The organism is Brevibacillus fluminis (genome assembly GCF_052072235.1).
Lineage (GTDB): Bacteria > Bacillota > Bacilli > Brevibacillales > Brevibacillaceae > Brevibacillus_D > Brevibacillus_D fluminis_A.
In genome coordinates this window covers 4,350,650-4,373,746 of record NZ_CM125436.1, presented here as the reverse complement: position 1 = coordinate 4,373,746, position 23,097 = coordinate 4,350,650, and the positions used below count along the sequence as shown (strand labels likewise).

Annotated in this window: 19 protein-coding genes and 1 pseudogene; 17 read left to right on the top strand and 3 right to left on the bottom strand. The window is 54.9% G+C overall.

The window, feature by feature from the left end:
* Positions 1–118 precede the first annotated feature (118 nt).
* From ACTID9_RS21630 to ACTID9_RS21595, 8 genes are all read left to right on the top strand, one after another.
* Positions 119–793: an amino acid ABC transporter permease gene (locus ACTID9_RS21630; protein ID WP_441066936.1), complete on the top strand. Its 675-nt coding sequence runs from the start codon at positions 119–121 to the stop codon at positions 791–793.
* The gene (locus tag ACTID9_RS21625; protein WP_441066935.1) at positions 790–1,551 is read left to right on the top strand and encodes an amino acid ABC transporter ATP-binding protein; all 762 of its coding nucleotides are present in this window, start codon (positions 790–792) and stop codon (positions 1,549–1,551) included. Before ACTID9_RS21630 ends, ACTID9_RS21625 begins: the two co-directional genes overlap by 4 nt.
* Positions 1,552–1,570: 19 nt before the next feature.
* Entirely contained in the window at positions 1,571–2,539 is a 969-nt protein-coding gene (locus tag ACTID9_RS21620; protein ID WP_441066934.1) for an agmatinase family protein, read from the top strand.
* A gap of 149 nt (positions 2,540–2,688) precedes the next feature.
* Positions 2,689–4,032: an acetyl-CoA carboxylase biotin carboxylase subunit gene (locus ACTID9_RS21615; RefSeq protein WP_441066933.1), complete on the top strand. Its 1,344-nt coding sequence runs from the start codon at positions 2,689–2,691 to the stop codon at positions 4,030–4,032.
* 423 nt (positions 4,033–4,455) lie between these two features.
* The gene (gene nrdI, locus ACTID9_RS21610) at positions 4,456–4,815 is read left to right on the top strand and encodes a class Ib ribonucleoside-diphosphate reductase assembly flavoprotein NrdI (protein ID WP_441066932.1); all 360 of its coding nucleotides are present in this window, start codon (positions 4,456–4,458) and stop codon (positions 4,813–4,815) included.
* Complete coding sequence (gene nrdE, locus ACTID9_RS21605; protein ID WP_441066931.1) at positions 4,802–6,886, top strand: class 1b ribonucleoside-diphosphate reductase subunit alpha; 2,085 nt, start codon at positions 4,802–4,804, stop codon at positions 6,884–6,886. The genes nrdI and nrdE overlap by 14 nt, the downstream gene beginning before the upstream one ends.
* A gap of 45 nt (positions 6,887–6,931) precedes the next feature.
* On the top strand, positions 6,932–7,888 hold the full coding sequence (gene nrdF, locus ACTID9_RS21600) for a class 1b ribonucleoside-diphosphate reductase subunit beta (RefSeq protein ID WP_441072685.1): 957 nt from the start codon (positions 6,932–6,934) through the stop codon (positions 7,886–7,888).
* Between the two features lie 92 nt (positions 7,889–7,980).
* Complete coding sequence (locus ACTID9_RS21595) at positions 7,981–8,619, top strand: DUF1697 domain-containing protein (RefSeq protein WP_441066930.1); 639 nt, start codon at positions 7,981–7,983, stop codon at positions 8,617–8,619.
* Positions 8,620–8,679: 60 nt separating this feature from the next.
* Here ACTID9_RS21595 and ACTID9_RS21590 read toward each other — a convergent pair whose 3' ends face one another.
* Entirely contained in the window at positions 8,680–9,141 is a 462-nt protein-coding gene (locus ACTID9_RS21590; protein WP_441066929.1) for a MarR family transcriptional regulator, read from the bottom strand.
* Between the two features lie 187 nt (positions 9,142–9,328).
* Here ACTID9_RS21590 and ACTID9_RS21585 point away from each other — a divergent pair, with 187 nt between their 5' ends.
* The 9 genes and pseudogenes from ACTID9_RS21585 (at position 9,329) to ACTID9_RS21545 (ending at position 20,312) form a co-directional block, all read left to right on the top strand.
* On the top strand, positions 9,329–10,435 hold the full coding sequence (locus tag ACTID9_RS21585) for a putative 2-aminoethylphosphonate ABC transporter substrate-binding protein (protein ID WP_441066928.1): 1,107 nt from the start codon (positions 9,329–9,331) through the stop codon (positions 10,433–10,435).
* Positions 10,436–10,497: 62 nt separating this feature from the next.
* Complete coding sequence (locus tag ACTID9_RS21580) at positions 10,498–11,544, top strand: ATP-binding cassette domain-containing protein (protein ID WP_441066927.1); 1,047 nt, start codon at positions 10,498–10,500, stop codon at positions 11,542–11,544.
* Between the two features lie 16 nt (positions 11,545–11,560).
* The gene (locus tag ACTID9_RS21575) at positions 11,561–13,234 is read left to right on the top strand and encodes a putative 2-aminoethylphosphonate ABC transporter permease subunit (protein WP_441066926.1); all 1,674 of its coding nucleotides are present in this window, start codon (positions 11,561–11,563) and stop codon (positions 13,232–13,234) included.
* A 20-nt stretch (positions 13,235–13,254) separates the two neighbouring features.
* A pseudogene (gene phnX, locus ACTID9_RS21570) lies at positions 13,255–14,049 on the top strand (phosphonoacetaldehyde hydrolase); the annotation flags it as partial.
* Between the two features lie 3 nt (positions 14,050–14,052).
* Positions 14,053–15,156 (top strand): 2-aminoethylphosphonate--pyruvate transaminase, encoded by a 1,104-nt coding sequence (gene phnW / locus ACTID9_RS21565; RefSeq protein ID WP_441072683.1) that lies wholly within the window; start codon positions 14,053–14,055, stop codon positions 15,154–15,156.
* A gap of 22 nt (positions 15,157–15,178) precedes the next feature.
* The gene (locus tag ACTID9_RS21560) at positions 15,179–16,339 is read left to right on the top strand and encodes a saccharopine dehydrogenase family protein (RefSeq protein ID WP_441066925.1); all 1,161 of its coding nucleotides are present in this window, start codon (positions 15,179–15,181) and stop codon (positions 16,337–16,339) included.
* A 28-nt stretch (positions 16,340–16,367) separates the two neighbouring features.
* Positions 16,368–17,153, top strand: coding sequence for a DeoR/GlpR family DNA-binding transcription regulator (locus ACTID9_RS21555; protein WP_441066924.1), 786 nt, complete (start codon positions 16,368–16,370; stop codon positions 17,151–17,153).
* A gap of 153 nt (positions 17,154–17,306) precedes the next feature.
* A complete protein-coding gene (locus tag ACTID9_RS21550; RefSeq protein WP_441066923.1) occupies positions 17,307–19,661 on the top strand; it encodes an Ig-like domain-containing protein in 2,355 nt (784 codons plus the stop codon).
* Positions 19,662–19,727: 66 nt separating this feature from the next.
* On the top strand, positions 19,728–20,312 hold the full coding sequence (locus tag ACTID9_RS21545) for a YitT family protein (RefSeq protein ID WP_441066922.1): 585 nt from the start codon (positions 19,728–19,730) through the stop codon (positions 20,310–20,312).
* On the opposite strand, the gene ACTID9_RS21540 is transcribed toward ACTID9_RS21545, so the two are convergent.
* Together ACTID9_RS21540 and ACTID9_RS21535 are read right to left on the bottom strand one after the other, a co-directional pair.
* On the bottom strand, positions 20,278–21,375 hold the full coding sequence (locus tag ACTID9_RS21540; protein WP_441066921.1) for a tetratricopeptide repeat-containing glycosyltransferase: 1,098 nt from the start codon (positions 21,373–21,375) through the stop codon (positions 20,278–20,280). The genes ACTID9_RS21545 and ACTID9_RS21540 overlap by 35 nt on opposite strands.
* A complete protein-coding gene (locus tag ACTID9_RS21535) occupies positions 21,368–22,924 on the bottom strand; it encodes a hypothetical protein (RefSeq protein WP_441066920.1) in 1,557 nt (518 codons plus the stop codon). The genes ACTID9_RS21540 and ACTID9_RS21535 overlap by 8 nt, the downstream gene beginning before the upstream one ends.
* Between the last annotated feature and the right edge of the window lie 173 nt (positions 22,925–23,097).

Genomic DNA, 23,097 nt, shown 5'->3' with positions numbered 1-23,097 from the left:
GCGATTCAGCGATCGCATAGAGAGGGAAATGGATTGTGCCGGACGGGGCTTGCTCACGGGTCATGGAGAGCCCCGTCAACACAATCGTTTCGGAAGGTAGAGAAGGAGGGATTGAGAGATGGGCCTGGATTTTTCCGTCATTTTTGAAGACAACAACCTGATCGCCCTGCTGCAAGGTCTCTGGGTGACAATCTCCATGACGTTTATGGCACTCGTGCTCAGCGCCGGATTGGGACTGCTGATCGGACTTGGCCGGATGTCGAATAAAAAGTGGCTGTCGATGCTGTGCTCCTGGTATTTGGCCTGGTTCCGCGGCACGCCGCTGCTGGTTCAGCTGATGATTTTGTACTATGGGCTTGCGATTGGCATGCAGGTGGATTTGAGCGCGGCGACAGCCGGGGTGCTCGGGCTTGGCATGTACAGCGCGGCGTATGTCTCGGAAATCGTGCGAGGCGCGATCCAATCGATTGACAGAGGCCAGATGGAAGCGGGACGCTCGCTTGGCATGAGCCACTGGCAGACGATGCAAAAAGTCATTTTGCCTCAAGCGGTGCGCCGCATGTTGCCGCCGCTGTGCAACGAGTTTATCGCACTGACCAAAAACTCGTCGTTGCTCTCGGTCATCACCGTATCCGAGGTGATGCGCGCAGGCAACCTGATCGTCTCCAACAACTTCCGTTACTTTGAAATCTATATCGCGATTGCGATTCTCTACTTTGTGGTGAACTACTCCATCTCGGTCGGCATCGGACGTCTGGAAAGGAAATTGAACGTGGAGGGGGCGCGCGCATGATCCAGGTCAAACACATCCACAAGTTTTATGGCAAGCATCACGTGCTCAAGGATGTCAGCCTCCAGGTGAAAAAAGGTGAGGTGGTCGTCATCATCGGTCCCAGCGGCTCGGGAAAAAGCACCTTGCTGCGCTGCATGAACTATCTCGAACAAATCCAGGATGGCGCGATCGAAATCGAGGGCAAGCCGATCGGGCTGATCGAACGCAACGGCGAGAAAGTGGAAATGCCGCAGAATCAGCTGGACCGGATTCGCGCTGAGGTGGGCATGGTATTCCAAAACTTCAATCTGTTCCCGCATCTTTCCGTGCTCGATAACATCCTGATGGCACCGATGACGGTCAAAAGGATGAAGCGCTCGGACGTGGAACCGCTGGCAAAGGAGCTGCTTGTCAAAGTCGGCCTTGCTGAAAAGGCGCATATGTACCCGGATCATTTGTCAGGCGGTCAAAAGCAGCGCGTGGCGATTGCGCGGGCATTGGCGATGCAGCCGAAGGTCATGCTGTTTGACGAGCCGACCTCCGCGCTTGATCCGGAGCTGGTCGGCGAAGTGCTTGCGGTCATGAAGCAGTTGGCTGCAGAAGGCATGACGATGGTGGTCGTGACGCACGAGATGGGCTTTGCCAAAGAGGTAGCCGATCGCGTCGTAGTGATGGATGCAGGCTCGCTTATCGAGGAAGGAGAACCGGCCAAAATTTTCACCGCGCCACAGCAGCAGCGCACACAGGCGTTTTTGAGCAAAGTATTATCCCACGATTGATCAGGAAGGAGTCTGGCCCATGTTCCAGCATATTACCCAACCGCCATTCCGCTTATCAACAGGAAAATCAGATCCGTATGTCACCCGCTTGTCCGAGTGGATCGAGCAAACGGTTGATCCCGCGAACCACTATGATTTTGCCATTCTCGGCGTGCCGCTGTCCAAAAGCTCGATCAGCTTTTCCGGGGCGCATGCGCATCCGCAGCAATTCCGCCAGCTGTTAAGCGCGTTTACGACCTACAATATGGACGAGGACATTGAGCTTTCCGCGCTTCGCGCTGTCGATCTGGGCGATGTGGCGATGCATGTGACCGATATTTTGCGTTGCCACGCCAACATCGAAGGGGCGCTTCGCGAAGTTACGGCAGGGGTAAGCGGTATGCCGGTCATCATCGGCGGCGACCATTCCATTACGTTTCCCGCGATCAAAGGCCTCCGGCGAGCAAGCGGCAAACGCATCGGGCTGATCCAGTTTGACGCGCATCTGGACGTGCGTGATACAGCGTACGGCGGTCCGTCCAACGGGACTCCGATGCGGAATTTGATCGAGTCGGAGACGGTGCGCGGCAGTGACATCATTACCATCGGGCTGCGCAGCTTCGCCAACTCGCGCGAATATCGTCAGTACGCCGAAGAGCGGGGCATGACGCTGATTACCGCAAATCAGGTGCGCAAGCGTGGAATCGAGCCGGTGGTCGAGCAGGCGATCCGCACGCTCGAAGCGAAATGCGACGCCATCTACGTCACATTCGATGTCGATGTCATGGATCAATCCATTGTGCCGGGCGTGCCAGCCATCGGTCCGGCAGGGCTTTCCTCCACCGAGCTGTTCACCGCAGCGTTTGCCATCGGCCAATCGCCGAAGCTGATCGGCATGGACATGGTTTGCGTCGATCCGACCCGCGATGTACGCGACATCACCTCACGCGCAGCGCTTCATCTTTTCCTGCATGTGGCATCGGGCGTAGCGAAACGAAAACAAGGATAGAACGGATCAGAAAAGGCGTGCAGACACGGGACAGCCGTGGGCGCGTCTTTTTTACACTTTTGTAACCGTTTCCCCTTACAATAGTAGAAAGCAGTCGAGAGCATACAATCATCAGAACGATTTCGTGAAGAGATGAGGAGAGATGACCGATGTTTTCCAAAATTCTGATCGCCAATCGCGGCGAAATTGCCGTTCGCATCATCCGTACATGCCAAAAGCTTGGAATCACAACGGTGGCGATTTATTCCGAAGCAGACGCGGAGGCACCGCACGTAAAGCTGGCGGATGAGTCTTACCTCGTCGGCGGACCGCGCGTGAACGAAAGCTACCTGAACAGTGACAAGATTTTGGAGATCGCCCGGGAGTCGGGGGCGCAGGCGGTTCACCCAGGCTATGGGCTATTGTCCGAAAACGCCGGCTTTGCCCGTAAGTGTGAAGAGGCAGGCATCGTCTTTATCGGGCCATCCCCCGATGTCATCGCACGGATGGGCAGCAAAATCGAGTCGCGCAAAGCGATGGAGGAAGCGGGGGTTCCGGTCGTGCCGGGCATTTCGTATCCGCTTGCCGACGTCGAGGAAGCGGTGCAGGTAGCTGCGGGAATGGGCTATCCGATCATGCTGAAAGCATCGGCGGGCGGCGGCGGAATCGGGATGCAGGTCGTTTCCAACGAAGCGGAGCTGCGCAAGGCGTACGAGGGCAACCAAAAGCGTGCCACAGACTTTTTTGGCGACGGCGCCATGTATGTGGAAAAATACATCGCCAATCCGCGCCACATCGAAATCCAGCTGCTGGCGGACAAGGAAGGCAACACCGTCTATTTGTGGGAGCGCGAATGCTCGATTCAGCGGCGCCATCAAAAAGTGGTGGAAGAAGCGCCGTCTGTCTTTTTAGATGAAGCGACACGGGCGAAAATGGGCGCGTCAGCGGTGTTGGCAGCGACCTCGATCGGTTACAGCAATGCCGGGACGATCGAGTTTTTGGTGGATGAGGAGAAAAACTTTTACTTTTTGGAAATGAACACGCGGCTGCAGGTGGAGCATCCGGTGACAGAAGAGATTACCGGACTGGATCTGGTCGAGCAGCAGCTGCTGATCGCATCAGGCGAACCGCTGCGGTTCACGCAGGCCGATGTGAAGCGCCAGGGCCATGCGATCGAAGTGCGCATTTATGCGGAAGACCCGAAAACCTTTTTCCCATCGCCGGGAACGATCACGACATTCCGCACACCCCAAGGGGAAGGAATTCGCCATGAGCTGGCGGTGAGCGAACGCTCAGTTGTGACGCCGTTCTACGATCCGATGATCGCCAAGCTTGTGGTGACGGGAGCGAACCGGGAAGAGGCGATCGCCCGTCTGCAAAAAGCGCTGGACGACTACGTGGTTGAAGGGATCAAGACGAACATCCCGCTTTTGCGCGAGATCGCGGCGCACCCGGCCTATCTGGCTGCAGACACCACGACCGCGTTCGTAGCGAAGCATATCCAGAAAAAATAAAGGCACAAACGATGGACGCCAAGCCAGGTGGTAGCTCGCCGGGTTTGGCGTCTTTTTGTTTCGCGCAACTCTATTATTCTTGTAAAAATCTATGAAATAGGGCGTCTTGCATATTGACCTTTTTGCTACTTTTTGCTTCGAGAGAAACAGTTGACATTCACAATATATTGATATAGATTTAGTTGAGTCAACTACATATAGTTAGATTTGAGAAATTTCCACTTGACAAGAATCTAGCGATCGGGGGTGTTTTCTACCCCTTGTCACTGCTGGGTTTGCGGCTTTTTGGTGGTAGCTATACATACATAATGCGAGAGCGAGTCTCTTCCAGATCGCGATCTTTTCCGATCGATAGCAGGGGAGGCGTTTGTGTTATGCTCGTTTTCGATGTCCACAGGTAGTAGAGAAAGGAGACCGGTATTCATGCTGGTTGCGTACGATTCCAAGACCGGGAATGTAAAGCGGTTCATCCGCAAGCTGGGGCTTCCAGCCGTCCAAATCGACGAGAAGCTGAAGCTTGAGGAGCCGTTCGTTCTCGTTACATACACGACTGGCTTTGGCCAGCCCCCGGAAAAAGTGATGTCGTTCCTCGAACACAACCATCGCAACATGGTCGGCGTGTCCGCGAGCGGCAACCGCAATTGGGGCGACTGCTTCGCAAAGAGTGCGGATTACATCTCCGAAAAGTACGGAGTACCGGTTTTGACCAAATTCGAATTGGCGGGAACGCTTTCGGATGTGGAACGATTCAAGAGAGAGGTGAGCGTAGTTGCTTCATATTGAACTCAACAACCTGCTCATGCAGCGGGATGCGGAAGGCTTTTTTCAATTGGACAAGGATCTGGAGGCGGTCGACGCGTTCATGGCGGAAGTGATGACCAAGAGCTTGACGTTCCCCAGCCATCTGGAAAAAGTCCGCTACATGATCGAGCACGATTTTTATGAAAACGTATTTGAACACTATGCCGAGAGCGAAGTCGAGAAGGTGTATGACTTGGCTCATTCTTATGATTTCCGCTTCCAATCGTATATGGCGGCGTCCAAATTTTATACAGACTATGCGGTAAAAAGCGACGACAAAACGCTCTACCTCGAGCATTATGCAGACCGCGTGTCGATTGTGGCGCTGCACTTGGGGCGCGGCAATGTGGATACGGCGCTCAGACTGGCAGCTGCGATGATGGAACAGCGTGTGCAGCCGGCAACCCCAACGTTCCTGAACGCCGGGAAGAGCCGGCGCGGAGAAATGGTGTCATGCTTCCTTTTGGAAATGGACGATGCGATGAACTCGATCAATTTCGTGCTGGGCACTTGCATGCAGCTGTCCAAAATCGGCGGCGGCGTTGCCGTCAACCTCTCCAAGCTGCGCGGCCGCGGCGAGCCGATCAAAGGCGTTGAAGGCGCGGCAAAAGGGATCATGCCGGTTTTGAAGCTGATGGAGGACGCGTTCTCCTATGCCGACCAGATGGGGCAGCGCAAAGGCTCCGGCGCCGGCTACTACAATATCTTCGGCTGGGATGTCATGGAGTTTCTGGACAGCAAAAAAATCAATGCGGACGAGAAAATTCGCTTGAAGACGCTGTCGATCGGCTTGATCGTGCCGGACAAGTTTTATCAGCTGGCTGAACAAAACCAGCAGCTGTACGTGTTCGGTCCGCATTCCGTCCACAAGGCGTATGGCATTCACTTAGACGACATGGATATGGATGAGATGTACGACACGCTTCTGGCAGACAGCCGCATCAAGAAAAAGGCTGTGATGAGCGCGCGCGACATGCTCACGAAAATCGCGACGACCCAGCTGGAATCAGGCTACCCGTACATCATGAACCGCTCCAATGCCAACCGCGCGCATGCGCTGAAAGAGCTGGGAACGATCAAGATGTCCAACCTGTGCACGGAAATTTTCCAGCTGCAGGAGACGTCCGAAATGGGCGACTATGGCCAACCGGACATCATCCGCCGCGACATCAGCTGCAACCTGGCCTCGCTGAACATCGCGAACGTCATGGAGCATAAGAAAATCCGCGAATCCGTTCACGATGGCATCACCGGCCTTACAGCCGTCAGCGACATGACGACGATCGCGAATGCGCCGGGCGTGGCGAAGGCGAACGCCGAGCTTCACTCCGTCGGCTTGGGTGCGATGAACCTCCACGGCTTTCTGGCGAAAAACCGCATCGCGTATGAGAGCGTGGAAGCCCGCGATTTCGCGCGCACGTTCTTCATGATGATGAACTTTTACTCGCTGGAGCGCAGCATGGAGATCGCCCGTGAAAAAGGCAAGTCATTCGAAGGCTTCGAGCGTTCCGAATATGGCAAAGGCACATATTTCGAACGGTACCGCACCACCGATTACCGTCCGGTCACCGAAAAGGTCAAGGCGCTGTTCGAAGGAATCGCGATCCCGTCGCCGAAAGACTGGGCAGAGCTTGGCGAAGCTGTGCAAAAGCACGGCCTGTACCATGCCTACCGCCTCGCGATCGCACCGACGCAAAGCATTTCCTACGTGCAGAACGCGACGTCGAGCGTCATGCCGATCGTCGAGCCGATCGAGACTCGCACCTATGCCAACTCGACGACCTACTATCCGATGCCGTTCATGAATCGCGAGAACTTTTTCTATTACAAGTCCGCGTATCAAATGGACCAGTTCAAGGTAATCGACCTGATCGCAGAAATTCAAGCGCATGTCGACCAAGGCATTTCGACCGTTCTGCACGTGAACAGCGACGTGTCGACCCGCGATCTGTCCCGCTACTACATTTACGCAGCCAAAAAGGGACTGAAATCGCTGTATTACACCCGGACAAACATGCTTTCCGTCGAGAACTGCATCAGCTGTGCGGTGTAATGGAAGGAACGGGGACGAAAGGGGATCAAACCATCCATGTGCGCAATGAAAGCCGTCAACTGGAACCGACCGGATGACGATTATACCAATATGTTTTGGAGCCAAAACCTTATGCAGTTTTGGACGGATGAAGAAATTCCGCTCTCGGATGACAAAATGTCCTGGATGGAGCTGTCGGATGCGGAACGCACGCTGTACAAGCGCGTGCTGGGCGGCCTGACGCTGCTCGATACCGTACAAGGCGGCGTCGGCATGCCGAAGATTCTCGAGCATGTCGACGGGTTGCAGCGCAAGGCGGTCCTCGGCTTCATGGGGATGATGGAGCAAATCCACGCGAAATCGTACAGCAGCATCTTCACGACGCTGGCGACGACGGAAGAAATCGACGCCATCTTCCAATGGGTCGAGCAAAACCGCTACCTGCAGACGAAAGCGGAGACCATCGTGAAGTATTACCAAAACATCGAGACGCCTAAAGACTTGTACCTGGCGATGGCAGCATCCGTCTTTTTGGAAAGCTACCTGTTCTACAGCGGCTTCTTCTATCCGCTTTATCTCGCAGGCCAGGGCAAAATGACGAGCAGCGGCGAAATCATCGACCTGATTTTGCGCGATGAGAGCATTCACGGCGTCTACGTGGGCATTCTCGCACAGGAAGTGTTCGAGGAGCTGACGCCGGACGAGCAGAAGGACGCCAATGAAACGCTTCACGAAATGCTGCGCTTCTTCCACGAAAATGAAGTCGCCTACACCGATGAGCTTTACACGGAGCTTGGGCTGGCTGATGAAGTGAAGACGTTCGTCCGTTACAACGCGAACAAGGCGCTGATGAATTTGGGACTGGACCCGATCTTCCCGGAAGAGGACGTCAATCCAATCGTGTTCAACGGCATCAGCACCCGGACGAAGCAGCATGACTTCTTCTCCAAGAAAGGGAACGGCTATGTCCGCACCCTGAACATCGAGCCGCTGACGGATGACGATTTCAAATTTGATCTGTAAGACGTGAAATAAAACACAAGCCGACCTCCAGCTGGCGTCAAGTCAGGCGGGAGGTCGGCTTTTTTGTTTATCAGCGATGGAGAGCGGAAAGAATGACAGAATGGGACATTGTCGCATTTTTACCATACAAAGCGCAAGGAAATCCGGTATGCTATCAGTATGGATGCATAGAGGGAAGAGGGATCAAAATGACCACCTATATCGCGCTGCTCCGCGGCATCAATGTCAGCGGGCACAACAAAATCAAAATGGCTGAATTGAAGCGCACCATGGAAGGGCTGGGGCTTTTGCAGGTGCAGACTTACATTCAAAGCGGCAATGTCCTGTTCCGATCACCAGAAAATCCACAGTTTTTGCGCGAGTTGATCGAGGCGGGCATCAAGGACGCCTTCGGGTTTTCGATCACCGTCGTGCTGCGCACGGCAGAGGAGCTGGAGCAGATCATCGCGGATTGTCCGTATGCCGATGTTCCGCTTGCCGAGGGAGAAAGCATCCACGTCACTTCATTGACGGGACCGCCCGGTCAAAAAGCCGTGGACACGCTGGCAAACAGCGAGCGCGAGCAGGACGAATATCAGATTCATGGCTCCGAGATTTACTTTTTGTTCCGGCAGCGAATCCTGGATTCCAAGCTGGCGAAAAGCATGCAAAAGCTCGGCGATCAAACGACGACGCGCAACTGGAATACGATCAACAAGCTGTCCGCCATGGCAAAGGCGATGGAGCAGTAGCATACAACAAAAAAGAAGGCCATCCGTTCACATCTGATGGCCTTCTTTTTGTTTTCCACCTTATTCGTTCGGCTCTTCTTTCAGCCGCTGCTCCAGCAGCTCGGACGTTCCTTTCATGATGCGCAAGAGTTCCACAACTTCCTCGCGGCTCATGTTTTCCAACGCTTCCGCCATTTTCAGCACACGGCACCGATACAGCTTTTCTACCAATTCGACGCCCGCTTCTGTAATGGTGATCATGACGGTGCGCCGGTCTTCCTTGAGGCGGAGCCGCTCGATCGTTCCGAGCTTCTCCAGGCCGTCGCTGATCTGCGTGATGGCGCTGGAGGTGAGCCCGGTCACTTTGGCCAGGTCGGTCGCGCGCTGACTGCCATGTGTATGCAAATAATGCAGGACGTATCCCTGCGTAGCCGTAAGTCCAACTCCCCTCGCGATTCCCTCGTTGTTGACCAGACGAGGCAGATGCACGACGAGATCGAAATAGCTTTGAACCAGATCTGTTAACTTCTGCAGTGTTGTCACCTTCTACCCACGTATTTGCTTTTCATTATAACAAGAAGCGTGCTGGCCTGCACCAGCTGCTAAAAAACAAACTAATCGCAAGTAAAAGAAGGAAAAACAAAACGTTTACATGTGGTTTATATTGCCTTAACAAATCAATTCTATCATAAAACCATGAACGAACCCCCCAATAAAGGAGAATGAACTCATGAACAAGCTGTTTCGTCCGTTCCTCGCTACTGCTTTGCTCGCTACGGTTTTGACAGGGTGTGGGCAAGCGCAACAGGCTGCACCGAAAACTGATGGATCTGCGGAAGGATCTGTACCACAAGCACAGCCGGGCACAACGGCAAGCACTCCTTCCGAATTGACGATTTATACCGCGCTGGAAGATGACCAAATCAAAGCGTATCTGGAATCTTTCAAACAAGCCAATCCGAACATCAAGCTCAACATCGTCCGCGATTCGACCGGAATCATTACGGCAAAGCTGCTCGCTGAAAAAGAAAATCCGCAGGCGGACGTCGTTTGGGGCGTCGCTGCGACAAGCCTGCTGGTGCTCGACCAAAACAACATGCTGGAAGGCTATTCGCCAAAAGGCGTGGAGCGCATCTCCCCCGAGTTCAAAGACAAGCAGCAGCCGGAGCACTGGGTCGGCATCGATGCGTGGGAAACCGCGATCATCGCCAACACCAAGGAGCTGGAGAAGAAGCATTTGCCGATTCCGCAATCGTACGATGATTTGATCAAGCCAGAGTATAAAGGCATGGTCGTCATGCCGGATCCATCGGCTTCCGGAACCGGATTCCTGACGATCAACGGTCTGCGCCACCTGAAAGGGGAGCAAGGCTCCTGGACCTATCTCGACAAATTGAACGATAACATTGCGATGTACACCCAATCCGGCTCCAAGCCGGCGAAAATGGCAGCGGCTGGCGAATACCCAATCGGCATCTCGTTTGGCTATCGCGGCATCACCGAGAAAAAGAAAGGCGCTCCGGTAGAGGTCGTCTTCCCGAAAGAAGGCTCCGGCTGGGACGTGGAAGCCAACGCCTTGATGAAAAAACCGACGATCAAGCCGGAAGCCAAGCTGTTCCTCGACTGGGCGATCACGGATGAAGCGATGAAAGAGTACAACAAAAACTATGCGATTATCGGCGCGAAGCAGGAAGGCGCCCAAATTCCGGAAGGCTATACCAAAAACCCGCTGGAGCAGCTGATCAAGCTGGACTTGAACCAGGCTGCGAAAGACCGCGACCAAGTGCTGCAAGAATGGCAAAAACGATACAGCTCGAAATCGGAACCGAAGAAATAGATGTCTGATTGACCAGTGTTTTGCATGATGCCGCCGCTTGGCGCAAGAGAGGACGTGAACGAATGAGCAACCAAGCATATTTATCGATTCAAGGCGTTGCCAAACAGTTCGGCATTTTTCACGCTTTGAAAGGGATTTCCATCGACATCCAAAAAAACGAGTTCGTTTGTCTGCTCGGCCCAAGCGGCTGCGGCAAAACCACATTGCTGCGCATTTTGGCGGGGCTGGAGCAGCCGACTCGTGGCAAGCTGTACAGCAACGGCAGGGAGATCACCTCTCTGCCGCCTGCCAAGCGCAATTTCGGCATGATGTTCCAGTCCTATGCGCTTTTTCCCAACATGACCGCTGCGGGCAATATCGCTTACGGTCTCAAACAGAAAAAATGGAGCATACCGCAGATCGACCAAAAGGTGCAGGATGTGCTCGGCATGGTGGACCTGCTTCCTGCCAAAGACAAATATCCCATGCAGCTTTCCGGAGGGCAGCAGCAGCGCATCGCATTGGCCCGGGCCATTGCCCTTGAGCCTGACTTTTTGCTGCTGGATGAGCCGCTGTCCGCGCTTGACGCCAAGGTGCGCCTCAAGCTGCGCCGGGAAATTCGCCGGCTCCACGATGAACTGGGCATGACGACGATTATGGTGACGCATGACCAGGACGAGGCGCTGACGATGGCAGACAAAATCGTCGTGATGAACCACGGCGAAATCGTGCAGGTAGGTGCGCCGCAAGAGGTCTACGCCAAGCCGAACAGCCCGTTTGTCGCTGATTTCATCGGAGCATTCAACTTTTTTAACGCAGAGCAGTTCGCAGGCTTTGCCAAGCATCAGCAGATGCTGTACGGCATTCGGCCGGAGCATGTCCGCGTGCTGGATGAGGAAAGCGAGTTCGGTCTGCAGGCTGTCGTTGCAGATATGGAATTCCGCGGCTCCTTTTACCGGGTGATGCTGCAAGTGATGAACGAACAGAGCGAATGGACCGGGGGTTTCATGACGATCGATTTGCCCGTTGATCAGTCGCATCGACTCAACCTGAGAAAACAAAGCAAGCTGTCCTTTGAACTGCCGCTGGAAAAGCTGGTTTCGTTTGACCAAACGGCAGCAGCAAACTGAAAGGGAGCTACAACAGATGGCATTTACGAGAACATTGCTTACGGGAATTGTAGCTGTACTGGCGGTTTGCGTCCTGTGCCCGCTGGTCGTGCTGTTCGGCAAGGCATTTCAAGACAATGACGGACATTATGTCGGCCTGGTTCATTTCAGCAGCTACTTTTCCACCCCTGCTTTACTTGTTTCCATCACGAACACGCTGTATATTTCCATCGCGTCGACGGTCATCTCGGTCGTGCTCGCCTTTTTCTTTGCGTACGCCTTGAAGCGGACCAACATCAAAGGCAAAGGCTTCTTCGCTTCCGTCGCGCTGCTGCCGCTTTTCGCGCCGACGATGCTGCACGGGATCGCGCTTACGTATCTGTTCGGCAATCAAGGCATCGTCACGACCGGTTTTTTCGGCTGGCTGGCAGATGGTTTCAAGCTGGAGCTGTACGGTCCGGTCGGGATCATCATTGCGGAGGTGATCTATACGTTTCCGCAGGCGTATCTGATTTTGGCGGTGTCGCTCGCGATGGCGGACTACAATCTGTACGAAGCGGCGGAGACGCTCGGGGCTGGCAAGCTGCGCAAATTTTTCACGGTCACACTCGCCAATATCAAGTATGGGCTGATCAGTGCCGCATTCGTCTGCTTTACGATGAGCTTTACCGATTTTGGTGCTCCGAAGGTGGTAGGCGGGCAGTTCAACGTGCTGGCAACCGATATTTACAAGCAGGTGATTGGGCAGCAAAACATGGCGATGGGAGCGGTGGTCGGCCTTATTTTGACCGTCCCGGCGATCCTTGCCTTTGCCGTCGACCGCTTTATCACGCGGAAGCAAAGCGCAACCATTACGGCCAAATCGAAGCCGTACCGGATCAATGACAACAAAGGAAGAGATGCCGTTTATTTCATCTACTGCCTGGTGATCGCGCTGCTGATCCTGGTGCTGATCGGCACCGTCGTGTTTGCGGCGGTGGTGAAAGTGTGGCCCTACGATCTGTCGCTGACATGGGATCATTTCGACTTCAGCAATGTGGCAGGCGAGGGCATGCAGCCGCTGGTGAACAGCGTGGAAGTTTCGCTCTTGACGGCGGTGCTCGGAACGATCGCGACCTTTGTGACGGCTTACATGATCGAGAAAACGCGGCAGCTGCAGGCGCTGCGCCAAATCGGTTACTTTCTGGCGATCTTGCCGCTGGCTCTGCCGGGGCTGGTCATCGGCCTTGCGTATGTGTTCTTTTTCAACAAGCCGGACAATCCGCTTCACTTCTTGTATGGAACGATCTGGATTCTTGTTTTGGCGAATATCGTCCACTTCTTTTCCGTCACATTCATCACGGCGACCAGCGCGCTGAAGAAGCTGGACAAGGAGTTTGAAATGGTGTCGGAATCGATGGGGATTCCGCTTTACAAAACGTTTTTCAACGTGACGGTGCCGATGTCGCTTCCGGCGATTTTGGAAATCGCCGTGTACTACTTCATCAATGCGATGGTCACGATCTCGGCGGTTGTTTTCCTGTATGCGCCGGATCTGAAATTGGCCTCGGTCGCCATCGTCAACATGGATGATGCAGGGGACGTAGCTCCGGCCGCCGCGATGTCGGTTTTGATCGTGGCGATCAACCTGGGCGTCCGTGGATTGTTTGAGTTCTCCACCCGCTTCTTGCGGAAACGGACGGAACAATGGCAAAAACCAACGACAATGTAGGGCGAAAGGTGAGAAGCAGCATGATTAAGGCAGTGATTTTTGACTGGGCAGGCACGACCGTGGACTACGGGTGCTTTGCGCCGCTGGCCGTTTTTCTCGAAGTATTCCGCAAGCGCGGGATTGAACTGACCGCAGAGGAAGCGCGCAAGCCGATGGGGCTGCTGAAGCGCGATCATATCAAGGCGCTGCTCGAAATGGAGCGCATAGGCGACCTGTGGCGCCAGCAATTTGGCAGAGAATGGGCGGAAGCGGACATCGACCTGCTGTACGTGGATTTCGAAGCGCTTTTATTCCAGGTTCTGCGTCATTACGCCGAGCCGATCAAAGGAGTGCCGGAGATGGTGGTCCAGCTCCGCGAAGAAGGGCTGAAAATTGGCTCCACCACCGGCTACACGGCTGAGATGATGGCGATTGTATCCGAGGAGGCGAGGGCTCGCGGGTATGAACCGGATCTGCTCGTGACGCCGACGGAAATGCCGGCGGGGAGACCACATCCGTACATGATTTTTCAAAATGCGATCAAGCTCGGCGTTCCGACGATGCATGAGATCATCAAGGTGGGCGATACCGTAAGCGACATCGCGGAAGGCGTCAACGCGGGTGTCTGGAGCATCGGCGTCATCAAGGGCGGAAGCGAGCTGGGTCTTACCGAAGCGGAAGTTACCGCGCTGCATCCGGTGGCGCTGCGTGAAAAGATGGCGGAGGTGAGAGACCGTTTCCGGAATGCGGGGGCACATCTGGTCATCGATGCGATCACTGATCTTCCTTTGGCGATCCAGCTGATCAATCATCGTCTTGCTAAAGGGGAGCGGCCGACGATGGCGGCGGGCAATCCGTATCTGCTGCTCACGCCAGGGCCGCTCACTACATCGCCAACGGTCAAGCAGGCGATGCTCAAAGACTGGTGCACATGGGACAAAGACTACAATGGCCTGGTTCAGGCGATCCGTCAAAAGCTGGTGGCGCTCGCAACAAAGGACGCCGACGCCTATACGGCTGTGCTGATGCAGGGCAGCGGGTCGTTCTCCGTCGAGTCGGTAATCGGCTCGGTTATTCCGAAGGATGGCAAGCTGGCGGTAATCACGAACGGTGCGTACGGCAACCGGATCGTCCAGATGGCGAACGTGTACGGCATTCCGACCGCTGTTATCGATTGCGGTGAAGTCGGCAGCGTAGACCCGCGGCAGCTGGATGATCTGCTTGCGCGGGATGCGGCGATCACCCATGTGATGGCGGTCCATTGCGAGACGACGACCGGCATGTTAAATCCGATTGCCGATCTCGGACGTGTGGCAAAAGCGCACGGCAAAGTGTTCATCGTCGACGCCATGAGCAGCTTTGGCGGCATTCCATTCGACATGGCTGACTGGCAGATCGATTTTTTGATCAGCAGCGCCAACAAATGCATCCAAGGAGTACCGGGTTTCGGCTTCATCATCGCCCGCCGCGACGAGCTGCAGGCATGCAAAGGGCAGGCGCGCTCGCTCTCGCTCGATCTGTATGACCAATGGGAGACGATGGAGCGGGATAACGGCAAGTGGCGCTTCACATCGCCAACCCATGTCGTTCGCGCCTTTTACCAGGCATTGCTGGAGCTGGAAGCGGAGGGGGGCATCGCTGCGCGGCACGAGCGCTATGCCGCCAACCAGCGCACGCTCGTGGCAGGGATGAAGCGCATCGGATTCAAGCCGCTGCTCGAGGAAGCGCATCAGTCGCCGATTATCACATCGTTTGTGTATCCTGAATCCAGCGCGTTTACTTTTGCGGAATTTTACAAGCGCCTCAAGGAAAGTGGATTCGTAATCTATCCGGGCAAAATCACCGCAGCGGACACGTTCCGCATCGGCAATATCGGCGATGTCGAGCCGGCTGACATGGAGCGTTTGGTCACAGCAATCACACAGCACCAATTTTGGCGCTAACGAACAACGGGAGGCATGGCACATGAAAATCTTTTGCTTAGGCGGAGCGGGCAACATTTGTCGGGAAGCGGTGCTTGACCTGGTAGAGTATTCCGATTTCACGACCATCACGATCGGCGATTTCAATGAGGAGGAGGGGCGGAAGCTGGTTGCCGCCCTGCATGATCCACGGGTCGATTTTGTCAAAGTGAACGTACGCGACCATGCGGCAACGGTCGAACAGATGAGAGGCTACGATATCGTGATGGACGGCACCACGATCACGCTGAACGGCTTGTCGACCGCCTGCATTGCAGAAGCGGGCTGCCATGGGATCAACCTGAACGGATTCGGAGAAGAGGAGGCTTCCGACGAGGTGTTCCGTCGAAACGGCAAAACGTGCGTCCCCGGCTTCGGGATGACGCCTGGCGTGACGCAGATGATGGCGATGCACGCGGCCAACCAGCTCGACGAGATTGACGAGATTCGCGTCAGCCACGGCGCGTTCCGCCCGATCGCATTTTCCAAGTCGATCGCCGAAACGACGACGTACGAATACGATCCCGACTTGCCGGGCCGCGTCGTGTATGAGAACGGGGCATTCATCCAGGTCGCACCGTTTGCCCGCCCGCGAGAAATCCAATTGCCTGAACCGTACGGACTGACGACGCAATACATCATTCCGCATGCGGAGACGAAAACGCTCGCACAGGCATTGGCCCACAAACATGTGAAGCTGATCGAGGTGCGCGGCACATGGCCCGCCAAAAACATGCAGCTCGTCCGCGCGATGTATGACTGGGGACTCATGCGCAACGACAAAATCGTGGTAAACGGCGCAGAGGTCGGCATTCTTGATTGTATCGCCCAATATCTTTATAATTCTAAAGAAGGAAAAGAAACGGAATTATACGGGTACTCTCTCCATGTCGAGGTGACCGGCAAAAAAGAGGGCCGTTCGTATCTACATACGTTGACGCATACGCACCCGGCTTCCGATGGCTCCGTGCCAGGCTGGGAAAAGCTCCGTGCCTATACGCGCAACGTGGGAATTCCCATGGCGATTGCTGCATGGCAACTCGCGAATGGAGCGGTGAAGAAGACCGGCGTCATCACGCCGGAAGAGGCGTTTGACCCAGCGGTAATTTTCCGCGAGCTGGCTCGCCGGGAGATATACGTCCACGAGGAGGTCAAACCGCTATAAATGAAATGAAGGCGGGAGGTTGGCTAGCGTGTCACTGGTCGGAGAAGAGCGCAAAGAGTACATTTTGGAGCAATTGCATACGGCAGGCAAAGTGCGGACGAATGACTTGGTGGAGAAGCTGCAGGTTTCCTCCGAGACGATCCGCCGCTATCTCGAAGAGCTGGAGTATGAAAACAAATGCAAGCGAGTGTATGGCGGGGCGGTCAAAATCAATCTCGACCGCGAAGAGCCTTCCATGTTCACACGGGAGATTTTGCATGCCGACGAGAAGAAGCGGATTGGCCGCATGGCTGCGTCCCTGGTGCAGAACGGCGACATCATCCTGATCGATGATGGGACGACCTCCCTGCAGATGATTCATTTCCTCGGCAACAAAAAGAACATCACGATCATCACCAACTCGGTCACAGGTCTGACCTTGCTGGTGGACAGCATCAACAAAGGCTTGATGGATGCGGAAGTGTACTTCATCGGCGGCAAGGTTCATCCCAAGCATTTCCGGATCACCGGTTCGGTGGCACAGCAGATGCTGGACAACTTTTATGTGGACAAGGCGTTTGTTTCGATTGACGGAATCACGCTCGGCAGCGGCATCACGAGCTTTGATGCGGAGCGGGCGCTGATGGTGCGCAAATGCATCGAGCACGCCAAGCAGAGCATCGTCCTGACCGACCATTCCAAGCTGGGCTCAAGCAATCTGTACAGAAGCGCGGAGCTGCGCGAGATCGACATGATCATCTGCGACGTGCCCGCGCCGAAAGAGTGGGTGGCGGAATTGGAAGCGAAAGATATCGAGTGGCTGGCAGCGGAGTAATCGTCCGTTCTGCCGGCGGCCAAAAATCCCCATTCAGCGCTGCGAGTCGCTGAGCGGGGATTTTTTTCTAACGGAAACCATGTAGTAACCCGATATATAAGGGTGTGTGGTTCTCTTTAGCGTCAAGATCAACGAAAGAGGAGGAAATCAGGTTTGATTGGAAAAAAAGTCTTGGTTGCGTTTTTTCAAATGGTCCTGGTGGCTGCAGTAATCGCCACGGCTGTTGGGGGCAACACAGGAACAGCGCTGGCCGCGAATGAAATTTCCAAGCTGGTGCTTTCGAAAAACAGCCTCTCGATGGAGACGGGCGACACGTCCGCTTTGACGGCGACGGCGCTGTACACCAACGGCTCCAGCGAGGATGTCACGATTAAAACGGATTGGGTCTCGAGCAAGGACAGCGTCGCATCGGTGTACGCGGGGAATGTCACCGCAAAAGGCGAAGGAACGGCGACGCTGACGGCGACGTACATGAATACGACGGTTATTGTGAATGTGACCGTTGTGAAAAAAGTCAGGGCGCTCAGCAAAGACAAGCAAAGCATCGATATTCGCAAAGGGGCGAGCGACCAGGTGACGCTCACCGCCGTGTTTACGGACGGTTCGACGGATGATGTGACGGCAAAAGCCGAGTGGACCGTTGACCAATATTCGGTCGCAACGGTGTTGAACGGCAAAATCGTCGGCCAGGGAGCGGGTACGGCGACGGTCACCGCCAAATACGGCAGCCAATCCGTCACGATCCCGGTCAGCGTCGAGGTGATCAGACGGCTGGACCCGGGCAAAAACAGCTTGTCCTTGCCGCTCAATGGCTCGGAGCCGATCACCCTGCTGGCGACATTTGCCGACGGCACGGTGGAGGATGTTGCAAAAATCGCAGAGTGGTCAAGCGATAACGGCAGCATTGCCGATGCGATTAAAGGGGAAATCAAATCGTACGGAACCGGTACGGCGACGATCACCGCCAAATACGGGACCAAGACGGCAACCATCAAGGTGGAATCCGGCATCTCCCGCCGCCTGGATGTGGACAAAACAAGCCTGTTCATGAAAGTCAATGATGTCACGCAGCTCAAGCTGACTTCCACCAATGCGGACGAAAAGCCGGAGGATGTCACCGACAAGGCGGTCTGGACGTCAGGCAACGAAACGGTCGCCTATGTGAGCAAAGGGAAAGTCACCGCGTACGCGTCAGGTGAGGCTACCATCACAGCGACGTACGGGACCAAAACCGTGACGATTTTGGTGGATGTCGATGTGCCGCGCAAGCTCGGCGCCGACAAGACGACGGTCGCGGTGCAGCCGGGAGATACGAACAAGCTCGTCCTGACAGCGTACTACCAAGATGGGCGAGAGGAAGACATTACCGAAAAAGCCCAGTGGAGTTCCGCTTCGACCGCGGTAGCCGAGGTGCGTCAAGGCGTGGTTACCGGGATTGCGACAGGCAGCACGACAGTTACGGCTACCTATGGCAAACGGTTTCTGACCATTCCGGTCAGCGTCGGGGTGATCAAAAGTCTGACGGCTGATCAGACCAAGCTGATCCTGAGCAAAGGGAAAACAGCGAAGGTCGCGTTGACCGTCGAATATGCAGACGGCTTGAAAAAAGATGTAACGACGCTGGCGACATGGGCAAGCGCCCAGGAAGCGGTCGCGACGGTCACGGATGGTGCGGTTACCGCCGTCGCTGCGGGCAAAACGACCATCACCGCCACATACGAAGGCAAAACCGTCTCGATCCCGATCGAAATCGACCAGGCGCAGTCGCTTTCAGCGAGTGTCACGACCATCGTCATGGGGACGGGCGAGTCCAAGCAGGTGACGCTGACCGCCACAACGGCAGACGGCACTGCCAAAAATGTGACGGACGATGCGGAGTGGATCACGAGCAACGCGGCGGCAGCCGATGTAGCAAAAGGGCTGGTGCGCGGCTTGACCAACGGAAGAGCGGTTGTAACCGCCAAATACGGCGGCCAATCGGTCACCATCACGGTTGAGGTCGGAATCGTCACCAAGATGGACACGGACAAGCATTACATCACGCTCAAAACCGGCAATACGGTACAGGTCAATCTGATTGCGACGCTGTCGGACGGCAGCACGAAAAACGTGACCAAAGACGCGGAGTGGAAGACCACGTCCTACAAAATCGCGGACGTACAGGACGGTCTTGTGACAGCGGTCGGTTACGGTAAAACGACCATAACGGTTCGCTACTCCGGCAAAACGATCAGCATTCCGGTCGAGGTCGACACGTTAAAATATTTGAAGACGAGCGCGGTCAAGCTGGAAATGAAGCCGGGGCAGACAACGAAGGTGACGGCGACCGCCACCTATATGGACGGCACCGACACCAACGTGACGGTTGCAGGGCTGTGGGCCTCGTCCAAAATTCTCGTAGCCGATGTGAAGGACGGAATCATCACCGCGTATGGCCCAGGCCAGGCGACGATCACCGTCAACTTTGCCGGCAAAAAAACAGCGGTTGTCGTAGTCGTCAAACCGTAACATGAATCCCCCGGACAGCTCGTATACATGTGAAGAAGCGATTCGGGTTGCTCGGGGGATATGAACATGCTATTTGAAAAGGTGATTGCGATCGTAGCAGGCAGCTTTCTGATCGGGATCGGTGTGAACGGCTTTTTGGTGCCTCACCATTTAATGGATGGCGGCATGATCGGAGTGGGCTTGCTAGCCAAGTATTATTTCGGTCTTGCCCCAGGGGGCATCATGCTGCTCACCAGTATCCCGATATACGGACTGGTGTTTTGCTGCGATCGCTTTTTGTTTTACCGCAGCTTCCACGGGATGCTGCTTTCGTCGTTTTTCATCGACTGGCTCAGTTTTTTGCGGGAAGCGATGCCCTCATCGCTTGCGACCGCTTCCGTTGTCGGCGGCGCCCTGATCGGCAGCGGCGTCGGCATCATGCTCGCTTATCAAAGCAACACGGGCGGGACCGACTTGCTCGCACAGTTTTTGTCCAGGCGAAACAAGGTGCCTGTCGCGCTGTTGATTTTTTTGATCGATGGGGTCATCGTTGCATCCTCGCTGCAGGCAATCGGCCTTACGCGCATGCTGTTTTCCCTGATCACGATCGCAAGCGTCGCGGTTGCCACGCATTATTTCAGTCAGATTGGGCCTGAGCCTTATCTTGAATAAGCTTCAGGTTGTTTTGCAGCCGTTCGTCATCCGGTGCCATCTCGAGCGCCTGCCTGGCGAATGCGAGCGACTTTTCCAGCATGCCGAGATAGTAGCAGCTAAGTGCGCCCAAATCGTACAAGGTGTAATCCCAGGAGAACGGCTCATTGAGATAGGAGATGGGCCTCTCCTTGATTTGCAACGCTGCCTCCACCATATGATAGATGCACGGCCAATCTTGTTCCTTGTAGGCGAGTTTGGCCATTTCCACGTAAGGCTCCCGCAGGTGGGGTGCTTCCGCGATGGCTTTATACAGCCAGCTTTTCGCTTCATCCCGCTCCCCTTTGGCTTCATAGGCGCGGGCGATAAAGCGCATGGAAGCGGCACGTTCGTCTTTCCAGAGCGCGCGCGGCATGGTCAAATGACGTTTCAACGTTTCGATGCATTTGTCCCACATGCGGTAATACATGTATTCGCGGCCGAGATAATGCATATTGCGGTCGTGCTCCGGGTTTTCCTGCACTGACTTCTCCAACAGGGGAAAATATTGGCCGCGCGATTTCGTATTGTCCGGGTAATGGTTGAGCCGAATATCTTCGGACCAGACATAATGGTCGAGATCGGTGCCATGGTACTGCAACTCCTCATGAACCGGATGAATCCAGCGGAACCCGCTGCGCCGGTGTATCTTTTCCTGCCAGAAGGTCACACCCCGTGAGCCATCCGGGTTAAAGCTCCATGTATAGAAATATTTGAGCCGCGTCGCTTCCGGTGTCCAGACGTCTTCCAGCTTTTGACGCCAGCCAGCCTCCATGCATTCGTCGAGATCGGCGGTAACGCAAACATCGACGTCGCGCGGGATGAAGCTCATCGCCGCATTGCGCGCCACATCGAAGCGCCACGGGTCCACTTTGATTGAATAAACATAGGCCCCCCGTGCCCGCAGCCGCTCGACCGTATCGTCTGTAGAGCCCGTATCGGCAACGACGACCATATCCGCCTCCAGCATCGAGTCCATCCATCGATCCACGAATTGCGCCTCATTTTTGCTAATGGCATAGACCGCTACCTTGAGCTTATTCACGCGCATTGCCTCCCTCGATACCCGCAAGTGACCAGAGTTTTGCTTTCCATTGTTCGAATTCTTCATCCCAGGCGGCAGGATGATCATGATCGTCAAAGACGCGTTCCGTTTTCGTCTCTGCTTCTTTTAAGGCAAGGAATGCCTCCACATGCCGCCCGAGCTGATGCAAATACATCGCTTTGATGAAATGGGGTTCGCGTCGATGCGGAAGGTGCGAGATCGCATTGTTCAAGCTGAGCAGTGCCTGATCCACCGAGCCAAGCTCTCGGAAAATCGAAAACTGCAGCTGGTATAGATAGGCGGAGTCGTTGCCAGGCAGCGAAAGGCTTCGGTGGACGGCTTGAAGCGCTTCCAGATGCCGATTGTTATGCATATATTCCGCGGCGAGATAGCTCCAGGTTTTCCAGTAGCTGTCGAACTCTTTGATCGATTGCTCGAGCATGGGGATGTCATTTTCGTGTGAACGTCGGTTATGCTCGTTCCGGTACACCCACAGGTCAGCGATCGAGGTCACCTGTTCCAGGGCGTTTGGCTGCAAGACCTCATGGATCGGCAGCTTCCACGTGTAGCCGCGCCGCGAATGAATCCAGTCATGCCAGTTCACGGTGACGCGGTGATCCGGCCTGATTTTTTTCACCCGATAGCGGTAGCGAGAGCTTTCATACGTCCAATGGGCCGCCAAAAGGTCACGCCATCCCTCCATCAATGTCTCGTTTGCGGCCAGTGCGACACACAGGTCGATTTCGGGGGAAACCAGTGACAGGCACGTGTTGCGCGCGTCATCAAACCGGAAGGGCGTGACGCATATCGGATAAACAGACAGATTGACGTCGGGATGGTTTTCTTGAAAACGGGCAATGACCGCATTCGATCCGTCTGTCGAGCCGGTGTCGCACAGGACGATCTGGTCGGATGTCTTGACCGAATGCAAAAAAGCGTCCAAGTCCGCTTCGTGATCGTCGAACAAAGCGTAGACGGCGATTGTGGGGCCATACAGCTTCTTGACCGTATCAAGCGATTGGGTGCTCGGGTTGACGCCGACATAGGCGCCGATTTCTTGCTCCACATGCGAAAATGCGATGTGAGGGAAAGTAGCGAGCACCTCTTCATGCGTCCAGTCGTCTTTTACATGCTTTTCGTACGGGTTGCCCATGTAAGCGTCTTGCGGGTATTTGATGATCGGGATGCTGATGAAGACAAAATCGCTTGCGGCAAGCAGCTTTTCATAGACTTCCAACGCTTCTTCCTTTGTCATATGTTCCAGCACGTCACCCAAAAACGTGATGCCGTAGCGCTGTTCAGGCGTGAAGGTGCGGACATCGTCCGTGCGCAAAACGTCATATTTGCTCGCAAGCTGAAACGTAGAATGATAGGGCTCCCATATTTCCAAAGCGGTGAAATGCGTGTGCGGCAGGCGGGCGCGAAACAGGTCCGAATAAGTGCCGGCCCCTGCTCCCACGTCCAGTATCGAATTATCGCCGCAAATCGTGATGAAGCGTATCACGAGGCGTTCGATCCATGCTTTTCCAGATTTTGAACTGTAGGGCATACAGACCTCCTCTACGACATGGCATTCGGTCATGCCAAATCAACTGCTACAAAGATATTCAGTTTCTAGGAAAGCGTGATTGTCCCTGAGTAGGTAACCAGCGACTATTTTTGCTCGCGCGGCGACAACCTTACGCAAAAAACAAGACCTGCAGATGGTATACTAAAAGGGTC